Here is a 26,334-nt window from a genome sequence, read left to right on the forward strand (position 1 = left end):
TTTAGTCGTGGAGAGAGCACAACGGCCCGCCGCTGTGAAGGAGCCTCCGCTTAGCTAACGATGAAGAACTGCTCGCCAATTTCTACCCGCGATCCTCGCATTACGCGGTAGCGCTTGCCGGGCTCGCAGCGCCGTGGTTCCCCACCTGGCTCGCGCACGACACTTCCGTTGCCCGAATAACGATCGCTAATCCAGAACGCGCCAGCCATCTGGCCGAACTCAATGTGCGTCTTAGACACGGACTTGCTTGGATCTGTAATCGGCACCACGATGTCGAATGTTTCGGAAGGCTCGGGGATCGGATTTCGTCCGACAAGGCCCGTCCCCGTCACGATTACGCTGTCGCCAGTACTGAACTGCAAGACAAAGCGAGTTCCCGACATATTTCGTTCGACAATCCGAGTATCTTCGATATCTTCGATTTCAGCAGGGATCGACGAGAGCGGCGTTGGTGGCGCGATGGGCAGTTCAACGCGATGCTGAGACATTGGCGGCGGCGCGAGAACGGAAAGCCCCTGCGCTGGCATCGACGCCGCATCAGGTGTGGATGCGTGCGCGACCTTCGCTGCCGAGATCTGCTCGTCGACTGGCGCGTCTGTTAGCGTTCCAGGTTCACGGACGTCACCCGCGGCACTGCCTCGATCTTCGCCGTTGTCCGGCAACAAATCAGAGATCTCCGGGGCCTCAGCGGCCGCGGAGGGCGAAGTGGTACCCGCGCCGTTGCCGCTAATAGACTCGACCGGTTCGGGCTCGTGAACTTCATCGGGTTCGAGCGCGAGCTCTTCGCCTACAGAACCTCGGAACGGATTAGGGGCAGGCGCGCTTGCGATGAGCGACGATGGCCCTACTCCGTGTTTCACAAAACCACACGAGCCGCAGAAAATATCGGACTCTGACAGCGGCTCGCCGCACTCTGCGCAGACAGCCGCAGCTGTAGATGACGTTGAGGCGAGCTGAGACGTGCGCCGTGCATCGTCAGCGACAGCAGCCTCGTCTTCAGCAGCAGGCGCGCTCGACACCTCACCCGCTGAATCGGATGATGGCTTGCTAAACGCCTCTGAGACCCGTGGTGCAGTTCCGCTGAGGGACGCCACATCACGCTGTGCTGCGTCATCGTCTTCCTGCGGCGCAGGCTGATCGTCGACTCGCTCAGAAGCCAGTGGCGCAAATGCCGATGCTCGCAGTCGGTCGGCTGTCGTGAAAATTGGTTCTTCTCCGAGCGGGCGAATCGGCTTGACCTGAGAGCGTTCCTGAACCTCAGCGACGGTTTCCGGCCGACCGAATTTGGTCATATCCGGCTCAAACGACGAGCGCAGCAATGGCGATGGCTCGACTAACGGCTCAGGCTCAGGCTCAGGCTCAGGCTCAGTCTCAGTCTCAGTCTCAGTCTCAGTCGCGAGCTCTGAGCTAGCTTCAGCCATGGGATCTGACTCGGGCGCGGGCTCCGCGACTGGTTCGGGCTGCGGCTCGGACGTACGATCGGGCTGTGGCTGTGGTTCTGATTCCGGCGCCGCATCTAAGTCAGGCTCAGGTTCCGCTTCGGTTGCGGGCGGCACGAGGCTACCCACGGGTTCTTCCACACGGGAGTCCTCCACAACGACAGCAGCGTCAACAGCGTCGTCGACAGCAGCCTCCGCATCTCCCCCACGCTCGTCTTTGTCAGCCAGATCATCGCGGTGAGCGGCCACGGGATCGCCTTCGTCGCCGCTAGCGGAGCCTGCGGTATTGCCGTCGTCGCTCTCGTCGCTGCGGTCGTCATCGCTCACACGGTTGTCGCTGACGCCATCGTCGCCCAAGCTATCTTCGCGGTCAGGAGCATTGCTGTCAGGGATATCGCTGTCTTGCGCATCGATGCCCCTGTCAGGGATACCGCTGTCAGGGATACCGCTGTCAGGGATACCGCTGTCAGGGATACCGCTGTCAGGGATACCGCTGTCTTGGTTTTCCGTGCTCGCAGCAGCTTCGTCATTACCCAATTCGTCAGAAATCGCGTCATGGTGGCCTTCAGCAATGGGGGCTTGGTCAGCTTTTTCCTCGTCAGATCGGTCTGCCACCGCATCCTGAGAACTATCGGTCGGTTCAGGAGAACCGACTCCATCTAGATCAACCGGGTCTCCCGTGATGGGCTCTGTAATCGTGATGAGCTCTGTGACCGTGACGGGCTCTGAGTCGATGATGAGTCCCTCACCGATGGCGAGCGGTGTGTGGTCTCCGCTATCGGCTTGTATTTCCGATTCCCGTTCAGCAGGTGTTTCCGAATCCGGGCCGGTCTCCTCCTCGGCAGCCGAATCTACGGTGTGCGTTGGCAACGCTATCTCCCGCGGATTCGGTGCCGGAAGGTCGCGCCAGCCTTCATCTAGCGACATATCGGCTTCAGCCTGCGCAGGCCGGTGCACAATTGTTGCGTTAAGGTTCAACGCGGCGACGCTAGAAACTTCGTCGTAGGGCCCATCCTCGTCGAATGGAAGCACCTCATCGAAAGGGCCTCCTTCATTATGAGGCAGTGGCGCGGTCTGCTCTTCAGCCGATGGCGCTGGCGCTGGCCCAGCACGACGAGGACTGTCAGCGCGACGAGACGCGGAGACAGCGGCGACGACAGGGGCCGGTGTTCGAGGGTCGGGAGCATCTTCCCGAACGCTATCAGCGGTCGGTACGTCCGGTACGTTTGCGACGTCTGCCACTGCGGATGCCTTCGCAGCATCGCTCTCGCGACGACGCCGGATGCTCAACGATTCCGCAGCTTTTGCCTTCTTCTCAGCACGTTTCGACCGAGGTTTCTTCGCCTCGGCATCGGCACTTCGGCGGGCGCGACGAGACATCGCTGGCCGGCCGCATTCGGCACAGTAAACAGCGTCCGCAGGTAATTGCGTCGCGCAAAAAGAACAGTTCACGGGTAGTCCTCTATCGCTTAAACAGACTTGTGACACTATATCCACCGAGCGATCGCAGCGATATTTTGGTCTTGAACCGCGCCCAGCGCGACAGTCCAGTGTGGAGCTGGCTTTCGAGTTCAGTAACGTCCGTCCAGAACGTGTCTACCTCGTCAGCCTTCGGATCAGCTCCGGAAAAAATTGCACGGTCAGCTTGCACCGCGAGATCATGTGCTGCGGGCTTTTGTACAACCGCGGCAACTTCCGTTCTTGTGCCTGACACTGGCGGCGAATAGCCGTGGTCAAGCATCGAGTCTTCAAATTCTTGCCAGCCGCCACTAATTTGTTCCAGCGTTGAGTCGGCGCGACGACGAAGCAGTCGACGCCGGACCTTCGCAGCAACAATCAATAAGAACGGTGCCGCAATGACGCCAAGCACGAGGAGGGTCCAGCCTATCGACCGAAGAACGGCTAGCACGGCCTGTAGTAGTGGGTCGAGGTCGGGCTGCAGGGCCTGTTCGCTATCGGGATTCGACTGACGATTGAGAGTATCCGACTCAATTTCGGGAGGCTGCACGACAGTCTGCGGGCGTGCGACCTGCGCGATGTCGTCCGGGTCTTCATCCGGAATCTCTCGCAGCGGCGGATTCGGATCGATAGTGACCCAGCCATACTCTGCAGTATTTACTTCGATCCAGGCCGACACATCATTGCCCCGAATCTGGGAATCTGACGTAACGAATCCGAGTACGACGCGCGTGGGGAAACCTAATCGGTTTGCCATGATAGATGCTGCGGTTGCGTACTGTTCGCCATCGCCGATCATGCGTGACTCTGCGAACAGCTCTGCCACTCGATCCGCGGAATGGCCAGACCTGCTCGCTGGTTCATCTACCCCCACACCGTGACTAACGTAGCCATCGGTAGTAAGCCCCGCGAGCATGGCCACAAGCTGCTCCCCCGGGTCCGTCGCCCCACGCACGTATTCGTCGAGCTTTTCGTTGAGCTCTTCGGGCGCCACACCGATGAGAGGAACGTCAGCGTTGCCCGGGGTGAGCGATGAAATCTCGGCATTGCTCGGTTGGGCCGGGAGGATGCCTTCAAAGGAATAGCTATCGCCGCTCTCAAGACGTTCTGTGACCGCGGCAGTCCCCGTAACCCTGTTGTAGTAGAAGCTGTCGCGCAATTCCGATGCTCGATCGCTAGTGAAATCGATCTCCTCGAATAGACCGGCGGTGGGCAACCACACCCCCGCATAGCTAGCGATGGTTATTGTCATCGCCACGGGGTCGCCAGTGACACTTGACTGATCGAAACGCGAGGGCACTCTGGCGAATGATCCTGACTCGCTAGACACTCGGCCGCTGCCCACTGCATAGACGACGCCATCATAGCTATCGAGCGTCGCTAGCCTAATGCGGGTCCCTAGCGGCACACCGGACACCTCAAACAACACAGAATTCGCGGTGCTGGGTTGCCAGTACCGTCGAAAGCCAGCCAAAGGGCTCACATAGTCTCGTGGGTCGAAGGGTTCAACAATCGCCGTGCGAAGCACTGATCGATTGCTGTTCGGCGGTAACGCATTCGCGACCACTACGGCCGCGCTTGCCGCGATCGCCAGAATAATCACGGCACTGATCGCGGTCCGCGCTCCAGCGAACCCGAACTCTCGTCGACGTCTAGCCTCGCCAGCAGTATCCATCGCCGCTTCGAGGGCATTTACGGTGTCACGCCGCCGCCGCCACCGGAACCACACCAATGCGAGCGCAACAGCAACCAGCAAGGCGATTGCAATAGTCACGGGCCGATCGGGATATGTGGGTCCGAACGCAACGGCGGCAAGGAATAGCACAACTGACGGGATGACAGAGAGCTCAGGACCCTTCGTGCGAAACGCGATGCTCAGCGAGACCACAGTTGCCCCGAAAACGAGAACAAGAGCAGGGACGAGTAGAGCTTGATAGCTGCCTACCGGAAGAGAAATTGTCAGGACTTGCTTCCATCCCAGCGCGACGCCCAAGACGAGGTCCGCGAGGCCCGGCCAAGTCGGCACTATGCCGTATTGGGTCTCTGAAGGAACCGCGAGAGGCACCCCGATTATGAGAAAAACCACAATTGCAGCCAACGAGGTGGTCGGAAACGACCACTTCCTCCAGAGCGAGGCGAGTGCGACGAGCGATCCAGCGATCACGCTAACGATGATGAGCGTGACAAGCGCAGCGCTGCGATAGATCGGCCAGAGCGCTGCAGACGCCAGTGCGATCGTCAGCCAGATGATCGCGCTCGTAACGACAACGAATGTTCGTGAGAATGCCCGATTCATACTGCCGCCGATCGGGCAAGCGCACGCTTGAGATCCTCGAGGTATCCGATCGTGAGCACGCTTAACCCCGCCACCCGACGCAAACCGGGCACGGTTTCGGGGTCACATACGATCGCGACTACTTCAACGTTCGCCGCGAACTTTGTGGACGCTGCTCGCAGCTGTTGCGATGTCACCCTCGATCCACAAATGAGGAAAGCAACGGACACGCCATGAGTTTGTTCCGCGGTTACTCGCGCGACGTCGACGATTCTCAGTGCCGTCTCAGCGCTCTGCACCCGGGTAAGGTCATCCAGCAGCCGGGTTCCGGTCAGAGTTGACAGCGCTCGTACCGCGAAGATTTTACGTTTCGCAAACTGCGGAGTTTGCTCGCTCGCCACGACAGTAACAGTGCGAGCGTCGCGGATCGCCTGAGAGCCAAGTGATCCGGCAACGCTGACTGCCATTTCGAATTCGTATTCGTTCGCGAAATCAGTGGTCGCGAGACTCAGCGCGATTACCAGGTGGCTGCGTCGAGTTTCCTCGAACTGACGCACCATATATCGGCCGGTTCGAGCTGTTGTCTTCCAATGGATGTTGCGGCGTTCATCGCCGGGGAGATACTCCCGAAGCGCATGAAATGAAATGTCGTTGTTGGCGAGGTCCTTGGTTGGATTTCCCTCGAGATCCCGGATGAGCCCCGTGCTGACACTCGGAATGCTGATCGTGCGCGGATGCACGAAAACCTCGGCGGACTCCGTCCACACCAGTTCGCGGCGCACAAGACCAATCGGGTCCGCACGCACTGTGCGCACCGGACCGACCGAAATCACTCCACGCCGGTGGGTGGGGATCGGGAACTCGTGGGATGCGGAACCCCCTGAGCGGATGCTTGGCAGAACCACCTCGGCGAAGGTTTCCGCTACCGGAACCTCGGCGACAACGCCCAAGCTACGTCGCTTGCCGTTGTTTTCTCCTCGGACTTCACCAGTGGCAGATTCACCAACCACGACACGTCCGTGATTCACGTGAAGGCTGATGTCGAGCTGGCTGCGGCCCAAAAGGTAGATCGCCGCCATGAGGGCAACAGCGATGAACGCGTAGCCGGCAACGACGAGTTCCGTCCACGCAATCGAATAGCCAACGATCAGTGTCGCCGGGATCAGGATGAGCACGATCCAGCCCAGTGCTGTGACCACAGAGGTTACTCGGCCGACGAGGCGCGAAATGTAGCTGCGCGCGAGCACGACAAAGCGCACGGTGCTCACGATTGCATCGGCAAGAAAACCGGTACGGTATCCGACGATTCTCGTTCGTGCGTTATCTAGACCACGAATACTGGTCGGAAAGTCACTATCCGAGCGCGCTCGTTCGCCGTTCGGATCGGTAGATTCCGTTGCGGTCTTGTGGGGCGGCTCTCGTTTGGCCGGACGTTTAAGAATCGAACTCACACGGCTTGCCGTTCTGTGGGCGGTGGGTTCTCGATCAGAATTTGCGCAATCACGCTCGACGCAGTCACACCTTCGAACTCTGCTTCAGCGTCGATAACGAGGCGATGGGCAAGCACCGGCTCGGCTAGAGCCTTCACATCGTCCGGGACCACATAGTGCCGACCGTTAGAGGCGGCAAGCGTCTTCGCCGCCCGCATGAGTGCGAGAGCGCCGCGAACGCTAACCCCTAAGCGGACCTCGGTTGCGCTTCTGGTTGCTTCTACCAGTCGACTGACGTAGTCGTTAATGGTCGGGTCGACGTGGACGGTACGGGCGAGCTGTGCCATCTCGACAACGAGTTCAGCACTAACGACCGGATCAATCGTGACAGAGTGGGCTGCTACGCCGGCGCCGTCAAGAATGCGCAAGGTTGATGCACGATCTGGATAGCCGATCGACGCTTTCATCAAGAAGCGGTCGAGTTGCGCTTCGGGCAATCGATAGGTCCCTGCCTGTTCGATAGGATTTTGCGTTGCAATCACCATGAAGGGTGAGTCGACGGGGTGGGAGATTCCGTCGACCGTCACCTGGCCTTCTTCCATCACTTCTAGCAGAGCCGCTTGAGTTTTGGGACTTGCACGGTTGATCTCATCGGCGAGGACGATGTTGGCAAAGATCGGACCGGGATGAAATTCGAACTCGTTGTCACGCTGATCGAAAATACTCACGCCAGTGATATCGCCCGGGAGCAGGTCTGGCGTGAATTGGATGCGGTTCGTGGTTCCAGAGACACTCTGAGCGATAGCCCTCGCGAAAGAGGTTTTACCCGTTCCGGGGTAGTCCTCGAGGAGCAGGTGGCCTTCGCTCAGCAGCGCGGTGAAGCCAAGGCGCACAACAAAAGTCTTGCCGAGAAGTACCTGTTCGACATTGGTGACAAGTCGGTTAAAGCTTTCCGCGAACCATGCGGCTTCATCGGGAGTCATGGTCATAGCGCACCTCTAGTCATAGTCATATCCGTTGTAAGTTCTGTCGTACGTCTGGCCACCATTGGCGACCACACGGACTACAAGGGTCGGAACAGCGCCGAGCAGTGCAACGTCGGCGTGACAGTTGCCGCCCGGCGTGCTGGTGCTCGCTGTTTGCCAAGGGCCCAATGTCAGACCACCACAGCGGTAGCGCACTGATTCGTACGTTCCGGCGGGCCAGTCGAGCCACGCGAAAGTTCCACTCTGGTTGAGCAGATCTCCGTCAGTGGTGAAAGTGAGGGTGCCAACTGACGGGTCGACCGGCACGCCAAGAGCGAAGGGGGCTGACCATTGCGGTTGGCAAATGGGTCCTGAGCCATAGCTCCGACACGCACGTACTTCAACCGAGATCTGCGTGCCGTAATGCTGCCCACCTTCCGCAGTCAAGAACGATCCAAGCGCGACTGGTCCAAAGATTGTTCCTGGAACGCTGCCACCGCTCAAACGGTAGTAGAGGGTGTAGTCACTTGTGAGCGAATCACTCCCCATCGCGCCGCCATTGACCGTGAAATCGAACCGGTTGCCGTTAGCTACCGGCCCCGCAGTGTTGAGTGCGGTCACGACTGCTGGCGGTGTGTGAGCCACGACTGTCGTCGATGCTGTGCAACCTTGACCATTATCGGCAAACACAAGCATCGTGTAGGTGCGGTTTGGCGACAATCCGGAGAATGTGGTGGCTGTGCCGCTGCCGACCGCCGAGAGCGCCGCGCCGTTGCCGGTGATTGAGCCATTCGCCGCACATGTTGGAGCGGTTCCGGTGTACGCCGCCGCTGTGTAGGTCGTCACTGGACGACCATTCGCGTTAAAGGCGCCTGCCCACGTCAGGTTGACAGTGCTGTCGTTGATAACGCTTGCGACGGGCGCTGCGAGAGCGATCGGCGGACCAGCCGGGATCGCACTCCGCGGCTCGCTGGTGTTCCAGACTGAGAGAGCGGTGTATGCGGCGTTGCGCGGGCTAACGGTATAGGTAACCGCAACGCCGTTGTCGAGGACCCAAGTGGATGGGGTGTCCCAGGTACACGTGGTGCCGTCACATTGAGTGAGTCCAAGAGACGCTTCGAATCCGCCGACGACAACTCGGTAACGATCAACCGCCGAACCGCCTGCTGGCGTCGGAACAGCATTCCATGTCAGTCTCAGACCGTGGTCGAGGGGTGAAGCGCTGAGCGCGGTTGGCGCGACGGGGATGATGTCCGACCAGACCGCGTCCGCCAGCGTCACAGGATCAGATTCGCCGATCGCGTTGATGGCAACCACAGTCACCTTTACGGAGTGCGTTGGGCCATTTCCGGTGGTCGTTATCGCGCACGTGGTACCAGCACATTCGGTGGTGTTGACGAGAACGGCACCGGCGTTTGTCGTCACCCGGTACGAGGTTATTGCTGAGTTGTTGGAAGGGCCGGCGTTCCAGCGCATCATGATCGTTTTGTCGCCGAAGCCACTTGGACCAAGATTGGACACCGGGTCTGGGCGGTCTTGAACCGAGACGACAACCGTTCCCCAGACATATCGAGTTGCGTCATTGGTTGCGTCGGCAACGCGGTACTGAAGGTTCACATCACCGGGGACAGCGGCGGCAGACACCGTGACTGTCAGAGTGCTGTTATCGCTACTCGGAACGATGGAAAGTCCGGCTGGAATGGACCCGCCTCCGAGGCCGCGGATATCAATGACTCGCAATGGTGACCCAGGGAAGGGGTTGGTTGACGCGTCATTAGCGAGCACATCGACGGTGGTGGTTTGGCCCCGCTGAGCAATCGCAACGTCGGGGGCTGGGCTTGCCAACGGGCGCGTAGAGGCAACAACGTTGAGTTCGATTCGCCCTGATTTGCCCTCGGAAAGGTCGTCCTTCACGCCAAGAGAAATCGACGTCCGCGTTCCCTTGAACACCGTGCTGTTGGCTCGAAGCGTCAGCTCCGTACCGTCTAGCGAGTACGTAAACCCTTCTGGTAACGGGCTCAGTATTGAATAAGCAAGTTCATCGAGGTCGTCGGGGTAGGGATAGTTGGTCAGCTTGAGGAGATCAATTTGCTTCTCTTGGCCGGGCTCGAAGTCAATAACGGCGCCACCGAAGACCGGAGCCTGGTTGTCGCGTGGAAGGACTTCGATCGGAAGGACGAGGATCGCTGTGCGACCGTCAGGATCTGACGCCGAGACCCCATCAGTTACTTCGAACGATATGGATGCTGGTCCAAAGTACTTTTCGGCCGACGTAAATACCAAGGTATCCTCGTCGCGAACGAGATCTGTTCCGTCGCTGTGTGTTGCTAGCACGGTGCTCGAGTCGGTAAGGCGCACCGGTTCTTCGCCGACCGCGATGATGTAGTCGTTCAAGTGGATGACCAGCGTGCTTTCGCTGTTCACGGTGAGCTTCTTCGCTCGGCGGTCAATCTGCGGCAAAGCATCGTTGTAGCCAGGTACCTTGATAAACGCATAGCTGAACGCGGTGGGATCTACCGGATTTGTCACTCGGAATGGGATGATCTGGCCGGCGTCTTCGACGGACACCTCAATCTTCTTATCTGAGGTCACTCGCGCGACATCGTTGTAGCCAGAATAGATTGCCAAGGAAAGAGTACGAGGATCCCCATCCGCAAAGAAGACGTCGGACAGAACGTCGACCGTGATGCGGTTGCGATCTAGCACGTCAGACAACGTCAAAACGCTGTCGGTCGCAATCGGATATGCCGGCGTCGCATCGGGGTCCACGGTGACGCGAATGAAGTTTTGGCTCGAACCGCCCGTTTCGTTCTCGATCACATAGATGATTCCGTAGTCGCCGGGAATCGCTGGCGGAGTGACGTTAACAACGTCCCCGTCGATTTCCGCAGTGGTCGTGGAATCGTTCGGTTCGACCGAAACTACTGATAGCGGACTGCCATCGGGGTCAGAGTCATTGGCGAGAACTTGAACCGAGACGGTGATACCCGGTTTCACTGTTACTTCATCGATGATTGCTACGGGATTTCGGGCACCGTCGATTCGAGGGCTAATTCCGATGTTAACTTCGCCGTTCGCCCTCGCACCCAGCGAATCGATCAGGGTGTAGCTAAAGGTGTCCGTTCCGGCCGAGTATTCTCCGGCTTGATAAACAAACGTGTTGGAGTCCACCTCGATAACCGCACCCTTGTCGGGGTTAGTCGCTTGCCCGAGCAATTGCACCGAGTCGCCGTCGGGGTCGGCTGAAGTCAGGGGAATCTGAACTCGCACGGTATCGCCAGCGAGAACACGCGCAGTCACCGTCGGCGGCACTGGCGGATTATTGCTGGCTGAATCGAGCTCCCGCACCGCAATGCGCACGATCGCGGTCGCTGATTGCCCGTCTGGTCCCGCAACTTGGTATGCAGCGGTGAAGTTGCCGGTGCGATCCGGTGCTAGATAGCGAAGCACCTCGCCGGAGGCGAACAACAGACCCGAGTCATCTGGCAAATCTTGTGCCAACTTAGGTACGAGAGTGAGATCAAGGCCGTCAGGGTGTTCGTCATTCTGGAGAACGCGAATGTCGACCGCTTGCCCGACGCGAACCGTGACCGAATCGTCGTTAGCGATTGGTGCTTGCAGTCGGGACGGCGCGGGAATCTCAACGACGGTCACAATGCCAACCGCATCCGCAAGTCCGTTGCTGATTCGGTAGTTGAAACTCACGGGCCCATCATCGAGAGGCGCTTCAAGGCTCACGCGAATGAGTCGTTGCTCCAAAACCTCGGCGCGTACCCCAGAACCGGAGCGAAGGTTCATGATCTCGGTCACTAGGAGAACGCCACCGGCCGGGTCGACATCGGTGCCAGCGACATCGATTCGTTCATTCTGAAGCGTTTGCACAAAGACGGTTTTCGGCACCGTGATCGGCGACGTGTTGGCATCTGGCGGAGCGACGACGTCGATTCGTACGATCGCCGTGTGCGTCAGGTTTCCGTCGGTGACAACGTATTCGAGGTTGTGGCTTCGAATCTCATCGCTGACGAATCGGAAGGTGCCCGTCTCGTAGCTCGGCAGCACTTGAGCTCCGGTCTTAGCGGGCACGCTGTTGAGACGAATACTGCCATTGCCACCTCGAACATGGCTGAGCGGCGAAACTGTTACTTCTTTACCCGCGTAGGCAAGCACAACGAAGGGGTCAGATTCGATCGGCACTTCGCCTGCTGGTTTGACCGCAACTGAAATGCTTCCGGAGCTCTCACTGTCTCCATCGGAGACCACAAGCGTCACAATCTTGAGCTCGCCGCCGGCTCCAGAGTCGGAATAGACGACGTCGCCGCCTGGCTTGTAGCTCACGGCATCCGGCTCAGAAACGGAGGCGCTCGTCAGGTAGAACGGATCGCCATCCGGGTCGACCCAGTCGCCAAGAATCTGGTCGCTTACTCGGCCAGCAGTCTGCACAGTAAATTTCGTGGCTCGCATCTGCTGTGGCGGCGAGTTTTCTGAGTCTGCACGAATCTCGACAACCACATTCGCCGTAGCTGAGCCTCCACGACCATCACTGACGGTGTAGCTAAAACTGACTTGACCTATCGCTCCGGGTTCGAGCGTGATTTGGATTTGTTGTCGCTCGTTGATCCGGTCGATTCGCCCGAGCCCTGGGTTGATGGTCGGCAACGTCTCGACAACGAGAACGTCACCATTCGGGTCGTAGTCATTGAGCAACACCGGGAGCACTGTTGACCGGCCAGGTCGCGCTCCGAATACGTCATCGACCGCGACGGGCACCTGTTGTACTTTGTCGATCTCCGGTTCGAGGTCCGTGAGGTTCTGCTCAACCTCAGGCTCTTCTTCATCTGTCGTGATGAGCTGGTTCCAGTTGTCGATCAGCTCGCCGTCGCCCTGAACTGCCCAGGTGCGCCCGCTCAGTCGATCATTGAGCACAGCACGCTTGCCATTGATCGAATATGAGAGCTGCGCATTGGCTTCCATCTCGTCCAACGTGAGCATCACGCCATCGCCAGCGTCAGTGGGGCAACGGCGCCAGTTCTCACCACTGGTCCAAGCGGCGAACTCGCAGTTACCGATGCGCAACGGTGCCGCTGCGAGCCCAGATTGACCCGTAGCAAGTCCTACTGCTGCTGCTCCGCTCAAGGGAACGCTCAGCACGCCATCGCTGTAGCCGATGAGCACACGCTCTCCCCCGGCCGAAGGAATCTGGAGAACGGCACCATTGGCGCCGTCAATGAGACCCGTGAGGTCAACAGTTCTGCCGTCCATGTAAAGCAACTCGGCATCTTCATCGAGGATCGCCCACTGGCCAGCAACCGACGTAATGCTGAGCTGAGCGGAGACATCGAGGTCAAGAGTGACGCTCGACTCTGCCGTGTCAGAAATTGCCGCGTTCACTCGAAAGAGCTGGCTTGTCGACGGAGAGAACGCGAAAAGCAGACCGTCTTCGTCGACGCTGACAATTGCGTCAGCACCCAGACTTAACGAAGCGGCAGATTCCGCGTCAAAGTTCACAAAATCGTCGTAAGAGCGAATCCACACCTCACCAGTGCCGTGTTCCAGCACAACGACATTGCCCGCCGCAAAGTAGACCTCTGGTTGGTTGGGCGGAAGCGCGACGCTGTCGGCTATCTCCGACAGCGCAGGGTCGATGATGTCAATGGCACTTTCGGAGCGATCAAAGAGCAAGACATTCTCGCCGTTCTGTACAACCTCAAGGTCAGCGCTTTGCGCGCTCACAACTGAATTGATCTCGAGCACTTCAGTGCTCGCTCGCCCTATCGCTTGCTGCTGGTTATTCGCTACCCAGACGGCACCGTCAGCGAGGTCGACATGCTGAGCGGTATACCCGGTCGAAACAATTGCGACCGTCGCGATCATCGCAACGATCGCCGAGGTGCTTACCGCGCCGATCACTGTCGATCGACGAGCCCCACGCCAGAGCTTAACCACTGCCACGCCCAGCACTACTCATCATGGCAACACCGCGCACTTCTGAGCGCTAGACGGCCCAGATTTGCCGTCGCGAGTTACGGTGACGGAGATGCACACGTTCTCGCCGGATTCCGCGTCGACCACGAAACTAGGCTCGCGTTGTTGCACGGGAGGTTGGCCATCGGTCGTAGTTATTTGATACGAGTCTCCGGTCTCCACGCCTGGATCTGCCCACGAGAATTCAACGACATCGCTCGACACCGTGGCGCTGATGTCACTTACGGTCGGAATGCCTGTGGAGCCTGCCTGCAGTTGAGTAAAGGTAACGGCGGCCCCGAGGATAACAACGAGCGCGGCCAACCCGACGCCGACCCACGCCACAACCTGCATACGACTGCCGCGAGCGATCGGATTCGTGCCCGTCTTGCGCCGCGACTCCTTATTACCGACTGCTTCGCTCTCGAAAGAGCCAAAACTGTCATCTATCGAAGCCGGGCGACGACGTTTACGGCGTTGCGCAGATGACACCGGCGCGACCTGTCCCGGTCGAACCCGCGTGCGGTCTTCAAGTTCGGCAACGGTCGCTAGTGCCCAATCGTCCATCGCAACTTCGATCGGCGTTTGCGAAAGCCCAAGTTCAGACTCCACGGACTGAAGCTCGTGAACTAGCTCCAAGATGCTGCCCTGACGCGATTCTGGCTTGCGCGACATGGCACGCAACAGCGCATGTTCCAGGCTCTCCGGGACGTCACCACGACCGGTGGGGCGAGGCTTTGCCCGGTTAATTCGCGAAATCAGGTCTGTCGATTTGTTGGGCTCCCCCGGAACTTCGAACGGCGAACGCCCTGCTAGCAGCGAATAGACGGTCGCGGCGAATGACCACAGCTCAGACTCAATCGTGCCTGCGGTCTCATCCATCAAAACTTCGGGGGCAGACCACGGAATCGACATACCGACCGCTTCGAGGTTTTCGGACTCGCTCAGTGTCGCCGCAATACCAAAATCGGAAAGTACTGGATGCCCGTATGCCGTAGTCAAAATGTTCGAGGGCTTGATATCGCGGTGCAGCACTCCTGACCGGTGGGCCGTCTCAATCGCACTGCCAATCTTGATGGCGATGCGCAGAACCTCTGGTACCGGCAGCCGTTCGGCGCGGTAACGCTGGCTCAAAGTCGAGGAACAGAGTTCCATCACTAGGTAGGGCCGACCATCCGACGACACGCTGGCCTGATAAACCGTGAGGATCGACGGGTGCGCGCTGAGCTGCGCCATCAGGTTCGCTTCGGCCTGAAACATCTGACGAACCTGATCGTTGACGACCTCGCTCAGCATGACCTTCACAGCGACCTGCCGTCGCGGCATATTTTGCTCGTACAGGAACACGTCGGCGAATCCGCCAGAACCCAAAACATGAACGTGCGAAAACCCCGGGAGCGCAGGGGGATCAGATGGCAGTCTTCGAGCCACAGCACACCCCTAACATGTCGACGATCTCGACCATTCTAAGTGCGTGATTGGCCCATTATCCGGATTCTGCCCCTTGACTGGGGTCAGAGTGTTTGTCCCCAGTATGGAGGACCAACTGCCTAGTCTGCTGTAGGCACTTCTAACACATCAACGATGATTGCCGTGATGTTGTCTCGGCCACCGTTGTTTAGTGCGCTTTCCACGAGGGTCGCTACCGTCTCTGTTGGGTCGCGACGCTCTGCCAATTGACGCGAAAGTTCCTCTTCCGACACCTCACGAGTGAGGCCATCTGAACAAATCAGAAGTCGTTGACCACGGCAAATTTTCACCATCCAAAAGTCCGGCGATGGTGCGGCATTGAAGCCGATTGCGCGGGTAATAATGTTCGCGTCCGGATGATCGTCCGCATCTTCGCGGGAGATGAGTCCGGCATCCACCATGTCTTGAACGACGGAATGGTCGCGTGTTATCTGCACCAGAGTGTCATCTTCGAAAGAATAAACACGGCTGTCGCCTACATTGAACACCGCAAAGCATGCTGACTCATGATGTTCGGTAATGACCGCCCCCGTGACGGTGGTGCCCACTCCGAGTTCGCTGTCTTGCGCGATCAACCCGATGTAGTCGGTCGCTCGCTCCAATGCCCGTTCGACTGCCCGCGCCGGCAAAAAATCTCCGGTAATGGCATCGTCTAGTCGCTCTACAACTGCGGCGCTGGCAAGATCGCCTGCGCTGTGTCCCCCCATTCCGTCTGCGACGGCGAACATCGGTGAACGCGCAACGTAGCTGTCTTCGTTTGCGGCGCGCCGATGGCCGGTGTGAGTGCCAGCCGCCCATGCGAATGTGTAGCTTTGGTCTTCTCGCCCGGGCAGCGTGATGGTGTAGCCCGAGTTGTTGCCGCCGATTTCGGTCACGGCTACCTTCCTGCGCGTTTTACGCCAGACGCTGCCGTGGCAGAATCCGAATAATGTTTCCGTCTCCAATATCCACTAGCGTGCCGGCAGAAACGACTACCGACTCACCCTGCCGAAGTTTTCGCGCAGCATTGCCCGGTACTTGAACTACCGAGCCATTAGTGGAACGAAGGTCTGTCACGATAACTGAAGAGCCCAGTTGACGTATCTCAACATGGGTTTCAGATACTTCTCGCGTCGGTGAGGTGACCGCTATGAGCCGCGGTCCTGTCCCTCTCACGATGCGGGGTGGTCGGGGATCTCGCCCGAAAACACACGGGTGCTCGAGATTGTGGGCCTGGGAGGCGCCGTCAAGCTGCACGCGATAGAAGAGCGCCAAAGCTTCGGCAGTGTTGACGGCAGCGGGGCGCGAGGTTGTCGCCGGCTGGGCAGTTACCTGTGACGGCATCCTGGCCGCTGCTGGCTGCCCAACGCTCTTCGCGCGCGGCGCCACAGGCCCCTCGTACGGCTTGACCGCACGAGGGCGTTGACGCGCAGCCAGAATAATGGTGTCGTCGAGATCGGGTTCGTTCGACTGGACTATCGGGCGATCGCCCGCGGTCATCGTGTCGTCGAGGTCTAGCTTCACGCCGCAAGTTTAGGCACGCTTGACCACTTCTCGTGGGAGCACGTCACGCTTGTCCGATAAAACTCATCACGTGCTTAATCCGTGTGTAATCCTCGAAACCGTAGCTGGAGAGGTCTTTACCGTAACCGGAGTGCTTAAAGCCGCCGTGAGGCATCTCGGCCACGATCGGAATATGGGTGTTTATCCAGACGCATCCGAAGTCTAAATGCTTGGCGAAGCGCATAGCGCGCCCATGGTCGCGGGTCCATACGCTTGACGCGAGCCCGTAGTTCACGTCATTCGCCCACTGCAGTGCTTGGCTTTCGTCCCGGAATTTCTGCACGGTGATGACAGGCCCAAAGATTTCGTTTTGCACTGCAGAGTCGTCTTGCAACAGCCCGGAAACAATGGTCGCCTCGTAAAAATATCCGTGCTGCCCTTGACGCTGCCCGCCCAACTCGACGTTAGCGTGCGACGGCAGCTCGTCGATAACCCGCGAAACCTGCGCGAGCTGGTTGGCATTGTTCACGGCTCCGAAATAGACGTCTTCGTGCGGTGCGCCAGTTTTCGCGTTCTCTCGCGTCCAGGCCACAAGTTCGGCAACAAACTCGTCATGCACGCCTTCTTGCACAATCACTCGAGTTGCTGCGGTGCAGTCCTGACCGGCGTTGAAATAGCCGGCCGCGCCGATTCCCGCTACTGCAGCAGCGATATCCGCGTCGTTGAATACCACCACAGGCGCTTTGCCGCCAAGCTCCAGATGAACCCGCTTGAGATCGACGGATGCGGCCTTCGCTACTTCCATGCCCGCACGCACCGACCCCGTGATCGACACCATCTGCGGTGTTTTATGGTCGATCATGAGTCCGCCCGTTGTGCGGTCTCCCGTCAGCACGTTGAACACTCCTGCTGGCAGAAATTCGGCAGCCACCTCAGCGAAAAGCAATGTCGACGATGGCGTCGTGTCGCTTGGTTTGAGCACAGTCGTGTTGCCGGCAGCAATCGCTGGCGCGACTTTCCACACCGCCATGTTCAATGGATAGTTCCAGGGCGCGACCTGACCGATAACACCGATTGGTTCGCGACGGATTGATGAGGTGTGGTCCTTCATGTACTCGCCAGAGGCCATCCCCGAAAGGTGGCGAGCTTCCCCCGCGAAGAACCGAATCTGATCGACCGAGAGCATAATCTCATCCGCGACCAGACTGGCGCGGGGCTTGCCCGTATCTTTCGACTCCAAATCAGCAAACTCTTCAGCACGAGCCTCCATCGCGTCCGCGATTCGGAACAGGGCGAGTTGACGTTCTGACGGCGTTGTTTCACCCCAGGTCTCGAATGCCGTGGCCGCGGCACCGTACGCCGCGTTAACGTCTGCGGCAGAGGACACCGGCGAGGTGGCATAACTCTTCTCCGTTGCAGGATCGACCACATCGAAACTGTCGTCGGCGTGGGCGGCGACGTATTCGCCGTTGATGAAGTTTCGAATCTCAGAAGTGCTCATGCCACCAAGATACCGATCACACCGTCAGTAATCCACTGTCGGACTGACGGTTTCCGCTGTGAAATCACTATTTTGATGCGGAATCGCTTGCAGAAGAGCGTTTCAACTGACAAAATCGAGCAATGAGCACCCCTCCGCGAAGTTCTGCAGTCAAGCCCGCTCACATCGACGACGTCTCAAAAGCGATCATCGAACAGCTGCAAAATGATGGTCGACGCTCCTACGCCGAAATCGGCAAGGCGGTTGGGCTCAGCGAAGCAGCAGTGCGTCAGCGCGTTCAAAAGCTTACCGACTCCGGGGTAATGCAAGTTGTTGCTGTTACCGACCCGATGCAGCTGGGGTTCTTTCGACAAGCCATGATCGGCATTCAGGTGTCTGGAGACACCACAGCGGTCGCCGAACAAATCGGCAAGCTCCCCGCTGTCGACTACCTCGTTCTCACCGCCGGCAGCTTCGACCTTCTCGTCGAAGTCGTATGCGAGAACGACGATGACCTTATCGATCTCCTGAACCGCGACATCCGCGGCATCGAAGGCGTTCGTTCCACGGAGACCTTCGTGTATCTCCGCCTCCACAAGCAGTTCTACAACTGGGGAACGCGCTAAACGGCGCCCCCATGACCATCGAGAAAGTGACGTTCATGTCAGAGTTCGACGAAGCCGACCTGCAGCAAAAAGCGAAAGATCATTTGTGGATGCACTTCTCTCGCCAATCGGTGATGGAAGACGGCCACGGTGTGCCGATTATTGTTCGCGGCGAGGGTCATCACATTTATGACAGCAAAGGCAAGAAGTATTTCGATGGCCTGAGTGGTCTTTTCGTCGTCAATGCCGGCCATGGCCGCAAGCGCCTCGCTGAGGTCGCCGCGAAGCAAGCCGAAGAGCTCGCGTTCTTCCCGCTCTGGTCATACGCGCATCCGAAAGCTATTGAATTGGCCGACCGCCTGGCTGGTTATGCCCCCGGTGACCTCAATCGCGTGTTCTTCTCCACCGGCGGTGGGGAAGCAGTCGAAACGGCCTTCAAGCTCGCTAAGCAGTATTGGAAGCTGCAGGGGCGTCACACGAAGCACAAGGTCATTTCTCGCGCTGTCGCTTACCACGGAACCCCGCAGGGCGCGCTCGCGATTACAGGCATTCCCGGCATGAAAGAGATGTTCGAGCCCCTAGTGCCTGGCGGTTTCCGCGTGCCGAACACTAACTATTACCGCGCCGAAGAGATGGGTTTCCACGGCACCGAGGAAGAGTTCGGGTTGTGGGCAGCCAATCGCATCGAAGAGATGATTCAGTTCGAGGGGCCGGAGACGGTCGCGGCAGTCTTCTTGGAACCCGTTCAGAATTCAGGCGGATGCTTCCCGCCACCGCCCGGCTACTTCCAGCGCGTTCGTGAAATTTGCGATGAATACGATGTGCTCCTCGTCAGCGACGAGGTAATTTGCGCATTTGGTCGCCTCGGTCACATGTTTGCGTGTGACGCCTATGACTACATCCCCGACATGATCACGTGCGCCAAGGGAATGACAAGCGGCTACTCCCCTATTGGCGCAACAATCGTTTCCGATCGGGTTTATGAGCCCTTCAAGCATGGCGCGACTACCTTCTATCACGGGTACACCTTCGGCGGGCATCCGGTGTCTGCCGCGGTCGCACTAGAGAACCTCGACATTTTCGAAGAAGAAAAAATCAACGAGCACGTTCGCGAGAACTCACCAAAGTTCCGCGCAGCGCTCGAACGGTTGCTCGACTTGCCGATCGTCGGCGACGTTCGGGGCGATGGTTACTTCTTCGGCATCGAACTCGTGAAGAATAAGGAGACCAAAGAAACCTTCAGCGACGATGAATCTGAGCGGTTGTTGCGCGGTTTCCTCTCGAAGGCGCTCTATGACGCTGGCCTGTACTGCCGTGCCGATGACCGTGGTGATCCTGTGATTCAGCTGGCACCGCCGCTTACCATCGGTCCAGCTGAGTTTGACGAGATAGAATCTATTTTGCGTTCGGTGCTTACCGAAGCATGGAGCCGTCTCTAGAACTCACCGCGTTCGCCATCCCTCATACCCCACGGCTCGGATAGAGTTGTTTTTGTGAGTACTGAGGATAATTCGCCGGTATTGCGCGAGCATAATCAGCAGTCCCCGATGACGCCGGGGCGGGCAATCGCGATCGTTTTTGCTGTGCTGCTCAACGTGGCCGTGATCTCTTCCGGGGTCTTGGCTCTCGTCTATCAACAGCGAATCGCGGACCAGCTCGTCGTCTGGCAATTCGAGCCGTCGTCGATTGTCGAACAGTACGTCGCCGATTCGGGAATGTCAGATGAGGGAAAGTTCCTCTTCTATGCGAGCACGCCCGTCATCCAGTCCAACCCGTCTTTCAACAGCACTTGCTCGAATGTAGAAGAGAACTTTGGCGTGCTCGGATGCTATTTTCCGAGCAACAAATCGATCTATCTTTTTGACGTCACGGATGATCGTCTCGCCGGTATCGAAGAGGTCGTCGCAGCTCACGAAATGTTGCATGCTGCGTGGGATCGGACCTCTGACTCAGAGAAGGCCCGGCTTGCGCCGCTTCTCGAGGCTGAGGCAGACCGCTTGAAAGACGATCCAGAGTTTGCAACGACGTTAGAGTTCTACGCAAAGACGGAGCCTGGCGAGCGCTCGAACGAGTTGCATTCGATCATCGGAACCGAGTTCGCCGACATCAGTCCCCAGCTTGAGGAGCACTTCACCAAGTACTTCTCCGATCGTTCCGCCGTTGTCGCCTTGCACGATAAATCGAACGCGGTCTTCACAGCGCAACAGGAGGCGAGCGAGAAGCTTGTCAATGAACTCGACGCACTGCGCACCAGCATCGATGACGATTACGCCTCATATAACTCTGGCTACGACGAACTTAATGACGACATTGACAGCTTCAATGTGCGAGCTGACGCCGGTGATTTTGACACTGTTTCTCAGTTCGACTATGAGCGAGCGGATCTGCTTGCCCGTCAGGATGCGCTGAACGCACTGTATGACTCGATCGATGCGGATGTTGCCCGGTACGACGATATGGTCGCGCAGCTGGAAGCGCTCAACGCCACCACCAGCGAGCTCAACCAGAGCATCAATATCGAGCCGCGCACTGAAGAGGGCCTTTAGACTTCTCCCTAACGCCGACCCATTGTCGTCTCTCATTAGCGATGTCCGAAAATGGCTAGCGACGTATCTGACGTCAGGATTACGCTCGAACCATGCAACCCCGCAACCCACTCCAGAACACAGCCCCTTTTGTGCGCCGACTGCACTCCCCCATTGGGCGTATCGAGCTCACGAGCGATGGCAAAAACCTCACCGGGCTTGCCATCGAAAACGCCGGCGTATTGCCGCACGATAGTGAGGATGAGCGCTCGTGCGTAGTCCTCGACGGTGCAGCGAGCCAACTCACCGAATACTTCGCAGGAACGCGACGGGCCTTCGATATCCCGCTTTCCGCGGCGGGCACTGAGTTCCAAAAGTCCGTCTGGAACGAGCTCAACCGGCTGCCCTTCGGGGCTGCAGTCTCCTATGCCGATATTGGGCGCGCCACTGGGCGTCCCACGGCTGGGCGTGCGGTAGGAGGCGCTGTTGGCGCGAACCCGATCCCGATCGTAGTGCCATGCCATCGCGTTCTCGCTTCGAATCAGCGGATCACCGGGTATAGCGGTGGCGAAGGTATTCCGACCAAAGTCTGGCTGCTCGAGCACGAAGGAATCGCCCACCGATGACCGCCCGATCGTCGCTGCTTGTCGGACCTGATGGCTACGCGCGCTGTGCTTGGGTGGGAGATGACGAGCTCTACCGCCGCTATCACGACGACGAGTGGGGTGTTCCGCTCCACGGAGACCACAAATTGTTCGAGAAGATCATGCTCGAGGCTTTTCAGGCCGGGCTGTCATGGATCACTATTTTGCGGCGGCGCGAGGGTATTCGTGCGGCGTTCCATAACTTCGATCCGGCCGTCATCGCCGACTACACGGAATACGATATTGCTCGGCTCCTTGACGATCCGCGCATCATTCGCAATCGCCTTAAGGTAGCGGCGGCGCTCACGAACGCGAGAGCCACGCTTGAGCTCACTCAGAACGCCCATGGTGCGCTCGATGAGTTGCTCTGGGAGTTCGCTCCCCCGACGCGCGAGCATCGGCTGACATCGCTATCCGACGTACCCGCAATCACCGCCGAATCTACGGCAATGAGTAAAGCGCTCAAGGCTCGAGGGTTTCGATTCGTCGGCCCGACGACGATGTACGCGCTGATGCAGTCAGCCGGCATGGTCGACGACCACATAGAGGGATGCTGGCGGGTTGTCTAAAGTCCTGCGCTAGGCACAACAAGGTCTAGCTCACCAGCGGCACCGCGCTCTAGACGGAATCCTGCACTAGGCGCCCACTCGATGAGTGATTCTATAGACGCATGTTTTATGCCAGCGGCAACGAGCGCTCGTGAAAAAATGCCCTTTGATTTCTTGTTGAAATGGCTCAGAGCCACTCGCTTGCCGTCGGCGCCTTCGTTAACTACGCGCAGATAGACGCTGTTTGGCGACGCGGTTCCCAATTGGGCATACGCCTCAGAACGTAGATCCAACTGCAAACCGTCAACCGCGGCTAATGCCTCGGAGACAGGGCGCTTCCAGTGGGATTTAAGCACCAAACCAGGCAACCGGGAGTTGTGAGAAAGTCGATAGGCCGGGATGGGATCTCCAGCACCGACCGGCCCGAAGAGCGCGGAGTGTACGACGACTGTTTCCTGAGCGAAAGAGCGCTCACGGGGAGTCATGCTTGGGGCGTCGAGGCCATCAAACAGCACCCCGGTGTAGCGCTCAAGGGCAGGCATGACCGGGGCCGAGTCAAGAGCACGGTTGCGCTCCACTTCAAACTGTTGTTTGACACTCAAGCCAAGAACCCGACGAGCTTCAGACGCGTCTCCCACCAGCTGGGTCAATCGCGAAGCTACCGCCAGTCGTTGATTCGTGAGGGCGGGAAATGACAGTCGCGCCCAGTCAAGCGACGAGCTTGACTCTCCCCCGTCACGTTTTGTTTCAGAAGGCGGAAGGAGAACGATCACGCGTCAAGAAAGGCAATTGCGCGTTCGACATTGACGCCAATTGCGCCAGCCGAATCGAGGGTGATCCGAGCGACAGCACCGCTTGACCCGCTCCACGCCGTGTACTCGTCGAGGTTGTGCTCAACCGCATTGAGGGTGGGGACCGCAGATCGCTCACGGCGTTCGGCACGCTCAACCAACCGTTGCTTGTGCACGTCACGATCAGAGCAGACCACTTCAATAAACCGAATACCTGATCCAGTGCGCGCGGCAAGGTTCACCCATTGCTCGCGCGCCGGATCTACCGCGTTAACGGCATCAATGATCACGTCGTGATCATGCAGGAGAACCGATTCGGCCAAAGACTCAGCAACTAAATAAGCCGCCAGTCCGATCGGTTGGCCAGCGCTAATTCCTGCCTTGAGGATCGCCGTTTCGATCTGATCCACGGATAACACCGTGGTCTTGCGCCGAGCGCCGACGACCTCTGCGAGAGTGGTCTTTCCTGCGCCCGGCAACCCGGCCATTGCAATAAGCATGAGACGAAACTAGATCAATTCTGCGGAACTCGCCACGACTGTTACCGTGTTGTTCTCCACAGACAAGAATCCGTTGTCAGCCGTTGCGGTGATCAACGAACCATCCGCCGCGGTAACGCGAACTTCACCCTGTGCCAGAATCGCGAGAAGCGGTTCGTGACCGGGCAAAATTCCGATCTCGCCTTCGGTAGTGCGAGCGATGAGCTGGCTCGCCTCTCCCGACCAGAGTTCCTGGTCGGCAGAGACGACGCTCACGTTGAGAACTGCCATTGTTAGGAGTTCTCTTTCTGAATCTTGGCCCACTGCTCTTCGACATCGTTGATTCCACCGACGTTGAAGAACGCCTGCTCAGCAACATGGTCAAATTCGCCCTTGACGATCGCGTCGAACGACTCGATGGTCTCCTTGAGCGGGACAGTTGATCCCTCAACACCGGTGAACTTCTTCGCCATGTAGGTGTTCTGCGAGAGGAACTGCTGGATACGACGTGCACGCGAAACGGTGATCTTGTCTTCTTCAGAGAGCTCGTCAACACCGAGGATCGCGATGATCTCCTGGAGTTCCTTGTTCTTCTGGAGGATCTGCTTCACGTTGGTCGCAACGCGGTAGTGGTCAGCACCTAGGTAACGGGGGTCGAGGATACGACTCGTGGAGGTGAGTGGGTCAACGGCGGGGTAGAGACCCTTCGACGCGATTTCACGGCTGAGCTCAGTCGTTGCATCGAGGTGGGCGAAGGTGGTTGCCGGAGCCGGGTCGGTGTAGTCATCGGCAGGAACGTAAATTGCCTGCAGCGACGTAATCGAGTGTCCGCGGGTCGAGGTGATGCGCTCCTGAAGGATACCCATCTCGTCGGCGAGGTTTGGCTGGTAACCAACAGCGGAAGGCATACGGCCCAAAAGCGTCGAAACCTCGCCACCGGCCTGCGTGAAGCGGAAGATGTTGTCGATGAACAACAGAACGTCCTGCTTCTGCACGTCACGGAAGTACTCAGCCATGGTGAGAGCCGAGAGCGCAACGCGAAGACGCGTTCCTGGCGGCTCGTCCATCTGGCCGAAGACTAGAGCGGTCTTGTCGAAGACTCCTGCCTCTTCCATCTCAACGATGAGGTCGTTACCTTCACGGGTGCGCTCACCAACACCGGCGAATACAGAAACTCCACCGTGATCGGAGGCAACTCGCTGGATCATTTCCTGGATCAGAACCGTCTTGCCGACACCAGCGCCGCCGAAGAGACCAATCTTTCCGCCAAGGACGTATGGCGTCAGGAGGTCGATGACCTTAATACCTGTTTCGAAGAGCTCAGTCTTCGACTCAAGCTGGTCAAAAGCCGGGGGCTTGCGGTGGATGGGCCAGCGCTCGGTGATTTCCACCGTCTCGCCGTTGACTTTGCCGTCTTCATCCGCGTTGAGGATGTCACCGGTGACGTTGAAGACCTTGCCCTTGGTGACGTCACCAACGGGAACAGTGATCTGCTCGCCGGAGTCACGAACTTCTTGGCCACGGACAAGTCCGTCAGTCGGCTTGAGTGCGATTGCGCGAACAACGTCGTCTCCGAGGTGCTGAGCAACCTCAAGAGTGATCTCTGTTGTGGTGCCACCGATGGTGACGTTTGTCTTGAGCGCGTTGTAGATTCCGGGGATCGAATCGTGCGGGAACTCGACGTCCACAACGGGACCGATTACGCGCGAGATTCGACCGATACCGGCAACAGTTGCCACGGCGGCGGCCGCTTTCGCTGGCGCCTTCTTGGCTGGTGTTTTCTTGGCTGGGGCCTTCTTGGCCGGGGCTTTTTCAGTCATGGCTTCCCTATCTATGGTTCTTACTTAGCCGAGCTGAGGGCGTCCGCGCCGCCCACGATCTCGGAAATCTGCTGGGTGATCTCGGACTGACGCGCGTTGTTAGCAAGGCGGGTGTAGTCGTTGATGAGCTTGTCTGCGTTGTCGCTTGCAGACTTCATTGCCTTCTGAGTCGCAGCGTGCTTTGCAGCAGCTGACTGAAGCATGGCGTTGAAGATGCGGCTCTCGATGTACACAGGCAGCAAAGCGTCAAGCACCTTGTCTACCTCTGGTTCGAATTCGTAGAGCGGAAGAATGTCCTTCTCATCTGGCGCCTCAACGCCCTCCACGATCTCCAGTGGGAGAAGACGAACTACCTCCGGAACCTGCAGCAACATGCTGACAAGACGGTTGTAGACAATGTGAATTTCGTCTACGCCACCTTCACTCGCAGGCTGCAAGAACTTGCCGACGACAGCGTCACCGATCTCCTTCGCAATTTCGAACGCAGGAGAATCTGTTCCGCCGGTCCAAATCTGCTCAGCATCACGCTTCCGGAAGGCGAAATACGCTGCTGCCTTACGTCCGACGAGGTAATAGACGACCTCTTTGCCTTCACCTTCAAGACGAGCCCCAAGTTCACCAGCTTCGCGGAGAACGTTCGTGTTGAACGCTCCCGCAAGGCCACGGTCGCTCGAGAAGATGACGACCGCTGCGCGGTCGACTGTCTCAGGCTCGGTTGTCAGCACGTGATCGACGTTCGAGAAAGTCGCCACCGCCGAAACGGCACGCGTGACCGCACGTGAGTACGGTCCCGATGCAGCAACCCGCTGTTTCGCCTTTTGAATGCGCGACGCGGAGATCAGCTCCATCGCGCGTGTGATCTTCTTGGTCGTCTTGGCAGAACTAATCTTCTGCCGGTAGACCCGAAGTTGCGCTCCCATAGCTTTCTAACTTTCTCTGTCGTGTTGGTCGGTGATCACTGG

The 26,334-nt window shown here is 58.3% G+C and carries 19 protein-coding genes; 5 read left to right on the forward strand and 14 right to left on the reverse strand.

Annotated elements, in window-relative coordinates; translation table 11 throughout:
* Window positions 1-50: 50 nt before the first annotated feature.
* The 9 genes from FFT87_RS11600 to FFT87_RS11640 form a co-directional block, all read right to left on the reverse strand.
* The gene (locus FFT87_RS11600) at window positions 51-2,819 is read right to left on the reverse strand and encodes an FHA domain-containing protein (protein ID WP_219948869.1); all 2,769 of its coding nucleotides are present in this window, start codon (window positions 2,817-2,819) and stop codon (window positions 51-53) included.
* Between the two features lie 82 nt (window positions 2,820-2,901).
* A complete protein-coding gene (locus FFT87_RS11605) occupies window positions 2,902-5,193 on the reverse strand; it encodes a transglutaminase-like domain-containing protein (protein ID WP_219948870.1) in 2,292 nt (763 codons plus the stop codon).
* Entirely contained in the window at window positions 5,190-6,623 is a 1,434-nt protein-coding gene (locus FFT87_RS11610; protein ID WP_255559908.1) for a DUF58 domain-containing protein, read from the reverse strand. The genes FFT87_RS11605 and FFT87_RS11610 overlap by 4 nt, the downstream gene beginning before the upstream one ends.
* Window positions 6,620-7,591, reverse strand: coding sequence for a MoxR family ATPase (locus tag FFT87_RS11615; protein ID WP_219948871.1), 972 nt, complete (start codon window positions 7,589-7,591; stop codon window positions 6,620-6,622). The genes FFT87_RS11610 and FFT87_RS11615 overlap by 4 nt, the downstream gene beginning before the upstream one ends.
* A 9-nt stretch (window positions 7,592-7,600) precedes the next feature.
* Window positions 7,601-13,516 carry a tandem-95 repeat protein gene (locus FFT87_RS11620; protein ID WP_255559909.1) on the reverse strand — a complete coding sequence of 1,972 codons (5,916 nt, stop codon included), beginning with the start codon at window positions 13,514-13,516 and terminating at the stop codon, window positions 7,601-7,603.
* Between the two features lie 15 nt (window positions 13,517-13,531).
* Window positions 13,532-14,959: a serine/threonine-protein kinase gene (locus tag FFT87_RS11625; protein WP_219948872.1), complete on the reverse strand. Its 1,428-nt coding sequence runs from the start codon at window positions 14,957-14,959 to the stop codon at window positions 13,532-13,534.
* A gap of 119 nt (window positions 14,960-15,078) precedes the next feature.
* A complete protein-coding gene (locus FFT87_RS11630) occupies window positions 15,079-15,873 on the reverse strand; it encodes a PP2C family serine/threonine-protein phosphatase (RefSeq protein WP_219948873.1) in 795 nt (264 codons plus the stop codon).
* A gap of 19 nt (window positions 15,874-15,892) precedes the next feature.
* Entirely contained in the window at window positions 15,893-16,501 is a 609-nt protein-coding gene (locus FFT87_RS11635; protein WP_219948874.1) for an FHA domain-containing protein, read from the reverse strand.
* 43 nt (window positions 16,502-16,544) lie between these two features.
* Complete coding sequence (locus tag FFT87_RS11640) at window positions 16,545-17,981, reverse strand: gamma-aminobutyraldehyde dehydrogenase (RefSeq protein WP_219948875.1); 1,437 nt, start codon at window positions 17,979-17,981, stop codon at window positions 16,545-16,547.
* A 122-nt stretch (window positions 17,982-18,103) separates the two neighbouring features.
* Between FFT87_RS11640 and FFT87_RS11645 the strand changes: the two genes are divergently transcribed.
* From FFT87_RS11645 to FFT87_RS11665, 5 genes are all read left to right on the forward strand, one after another.
* Window positions 18,104-18,586, forward strand: coding sequence for an Lrp/AsnC family transcriptional regulator (locus FFT87_RS11645; protein ID WP_219948876.1), 483 nt, complete (start codon window positions 18,104-18,106; stop codon window positions 18,584-18,586).
* A gap of 11 nt (window positions 18,587-18,597) precedes the next feature.
* Entirely contained in the window at window positions 18,598-20,004 is a 1,407-nt protein-coding gene (locus tag FFT87_RS11650) for an aspartate aminotransferase family protein (protein ID WP_255559910.1), read from the forward strand.
* A gap of 54 nt (window positions 20,005-20,058) precedes the next feature.
* A complete protein-coding gene (locus tag FFT87_RS11655; protein WP_255559911.1) occupies window positions 20,059-21,111 on the forward strand; it encodes a hypothetical protein in 1,053 nt (350 codons plus the stop codon).
* A gap of 92 nt (window positions 21,112-21,203) precedes the next feature.
* On the forward strand, window positions 21,204-21,716 hold the full coding sequence (locus FFT87_RS11660) for a methylated-DNA--[protein]-cysteine S-methyltransferase (protein WP_219948877.1): 513 nt from the start codon (window positions 21,204-21,206) through the stop codon (window positions 21,714-21,716).
* Window positions 21,713-22,303 carry a DNA-3-methyladenine glycosylase I gene (locus tag FFT87_RS11665; protein WP_219948878.1) on the forward strand — a complete coding sequence of 197 codons (591 nt, stop codon included), beginning with the start codon at window positions 21,713-21,715 and terminating at the stop codon, window positions 22,301-22,303. The genes FFT87_RS11660 and FFT87_RS11665 overlap by 4 nt, the downstream gene beginning before the upstream one ends.
* On the opposite strand, the gene FFT87_RS11670 is transcribed toward FFT87_RS11665, so the two are convergent.
* The 5 genes from FFT87_RS11670 to FFT87_RS11690 are packed head-to-tail and all read right to left on the reverse strand — an operon-like array spanning window position 22,300 to window position 26,292.
* On the reverse strand, window positions 22,300-23,055 hold the full coding sequence (locus FFT87_RS11670) for a YaaA family protein (RefSeq protein WP_219948879.1): 756 nt from the start codon (window positions 23,053-23,055) through the stop codon (window positions 22,300-22,302). The two genes, FFT87_RS11665 and FFT87_RS11670, sit on opposite strands and share 4 nt — an antisense overlap.
* On the reverse strand, window positions 23,052-23,573 hold the full coding sequence (locus FFT87_RS11675) for an ATP-binding protein (RefSeq protein ID WP_219948880.1): 522 nt from the start codon (window positions 23,571-23,573) through the stop codon (window positions 23,052-23,054). The genes FFT87_RS11670 and FFT87_RS11675 overlap by 4 nt, the downstream gene beginning before the upstream one ends.
* 9 nt (window positions 23,574-23,582) lie before the next feature.
* The gene (locus FFT87_RS11680; RefSeq protein ID WP_219948881.1) at window positions 23,583-23,843 is read right to left on the reverse strand and encodes a F0F1 ATP synthase subunit epsilon; all 261 of its coding nucleotides are present in this window, start codon (window positions 23,841-23,843) and stop codon (window positions 23,583-23,585) included.
* A gap of 2 nt (window positions 23,844-23,845) precedes the next feature.
* Window positions 23,846-25,372, reverse strand: coding sequence for a F0F1 ATP synthase subunit beta (gene atpD, locus FFT87_RS11685; RefSeq protein ID WP_255559912.1), 1,527 nt, complete (start codon window positions 25,370-25,372; stop codon window positions 23,846-23,848).
* A gap of 20 nt (window positions 25,373-25,392) precedes the next feature.
* Entirely contained in the window at window positions 25,393-26,292 is a 900-nt protein-coding gene (locus FFT87_RS11690; RefSeq protein ID WP_219948882.1) for a F0F1 ATP synthase subunit gamma, read from the reverse strand.
* Window positions 26,293-26,334 lie beyond the last annotated feature (42 nt).

Origin of the sequence: Salinibacterium sp. M195 (genome assembly GCF_019443965.1) — a bacterium.
Taxonomy (GTDB): domain Bacteria; phylum Actinomycetota; class Actinomycetes; order Actinomycetales; family Microbacteriaceae; genus Rhodoglobus.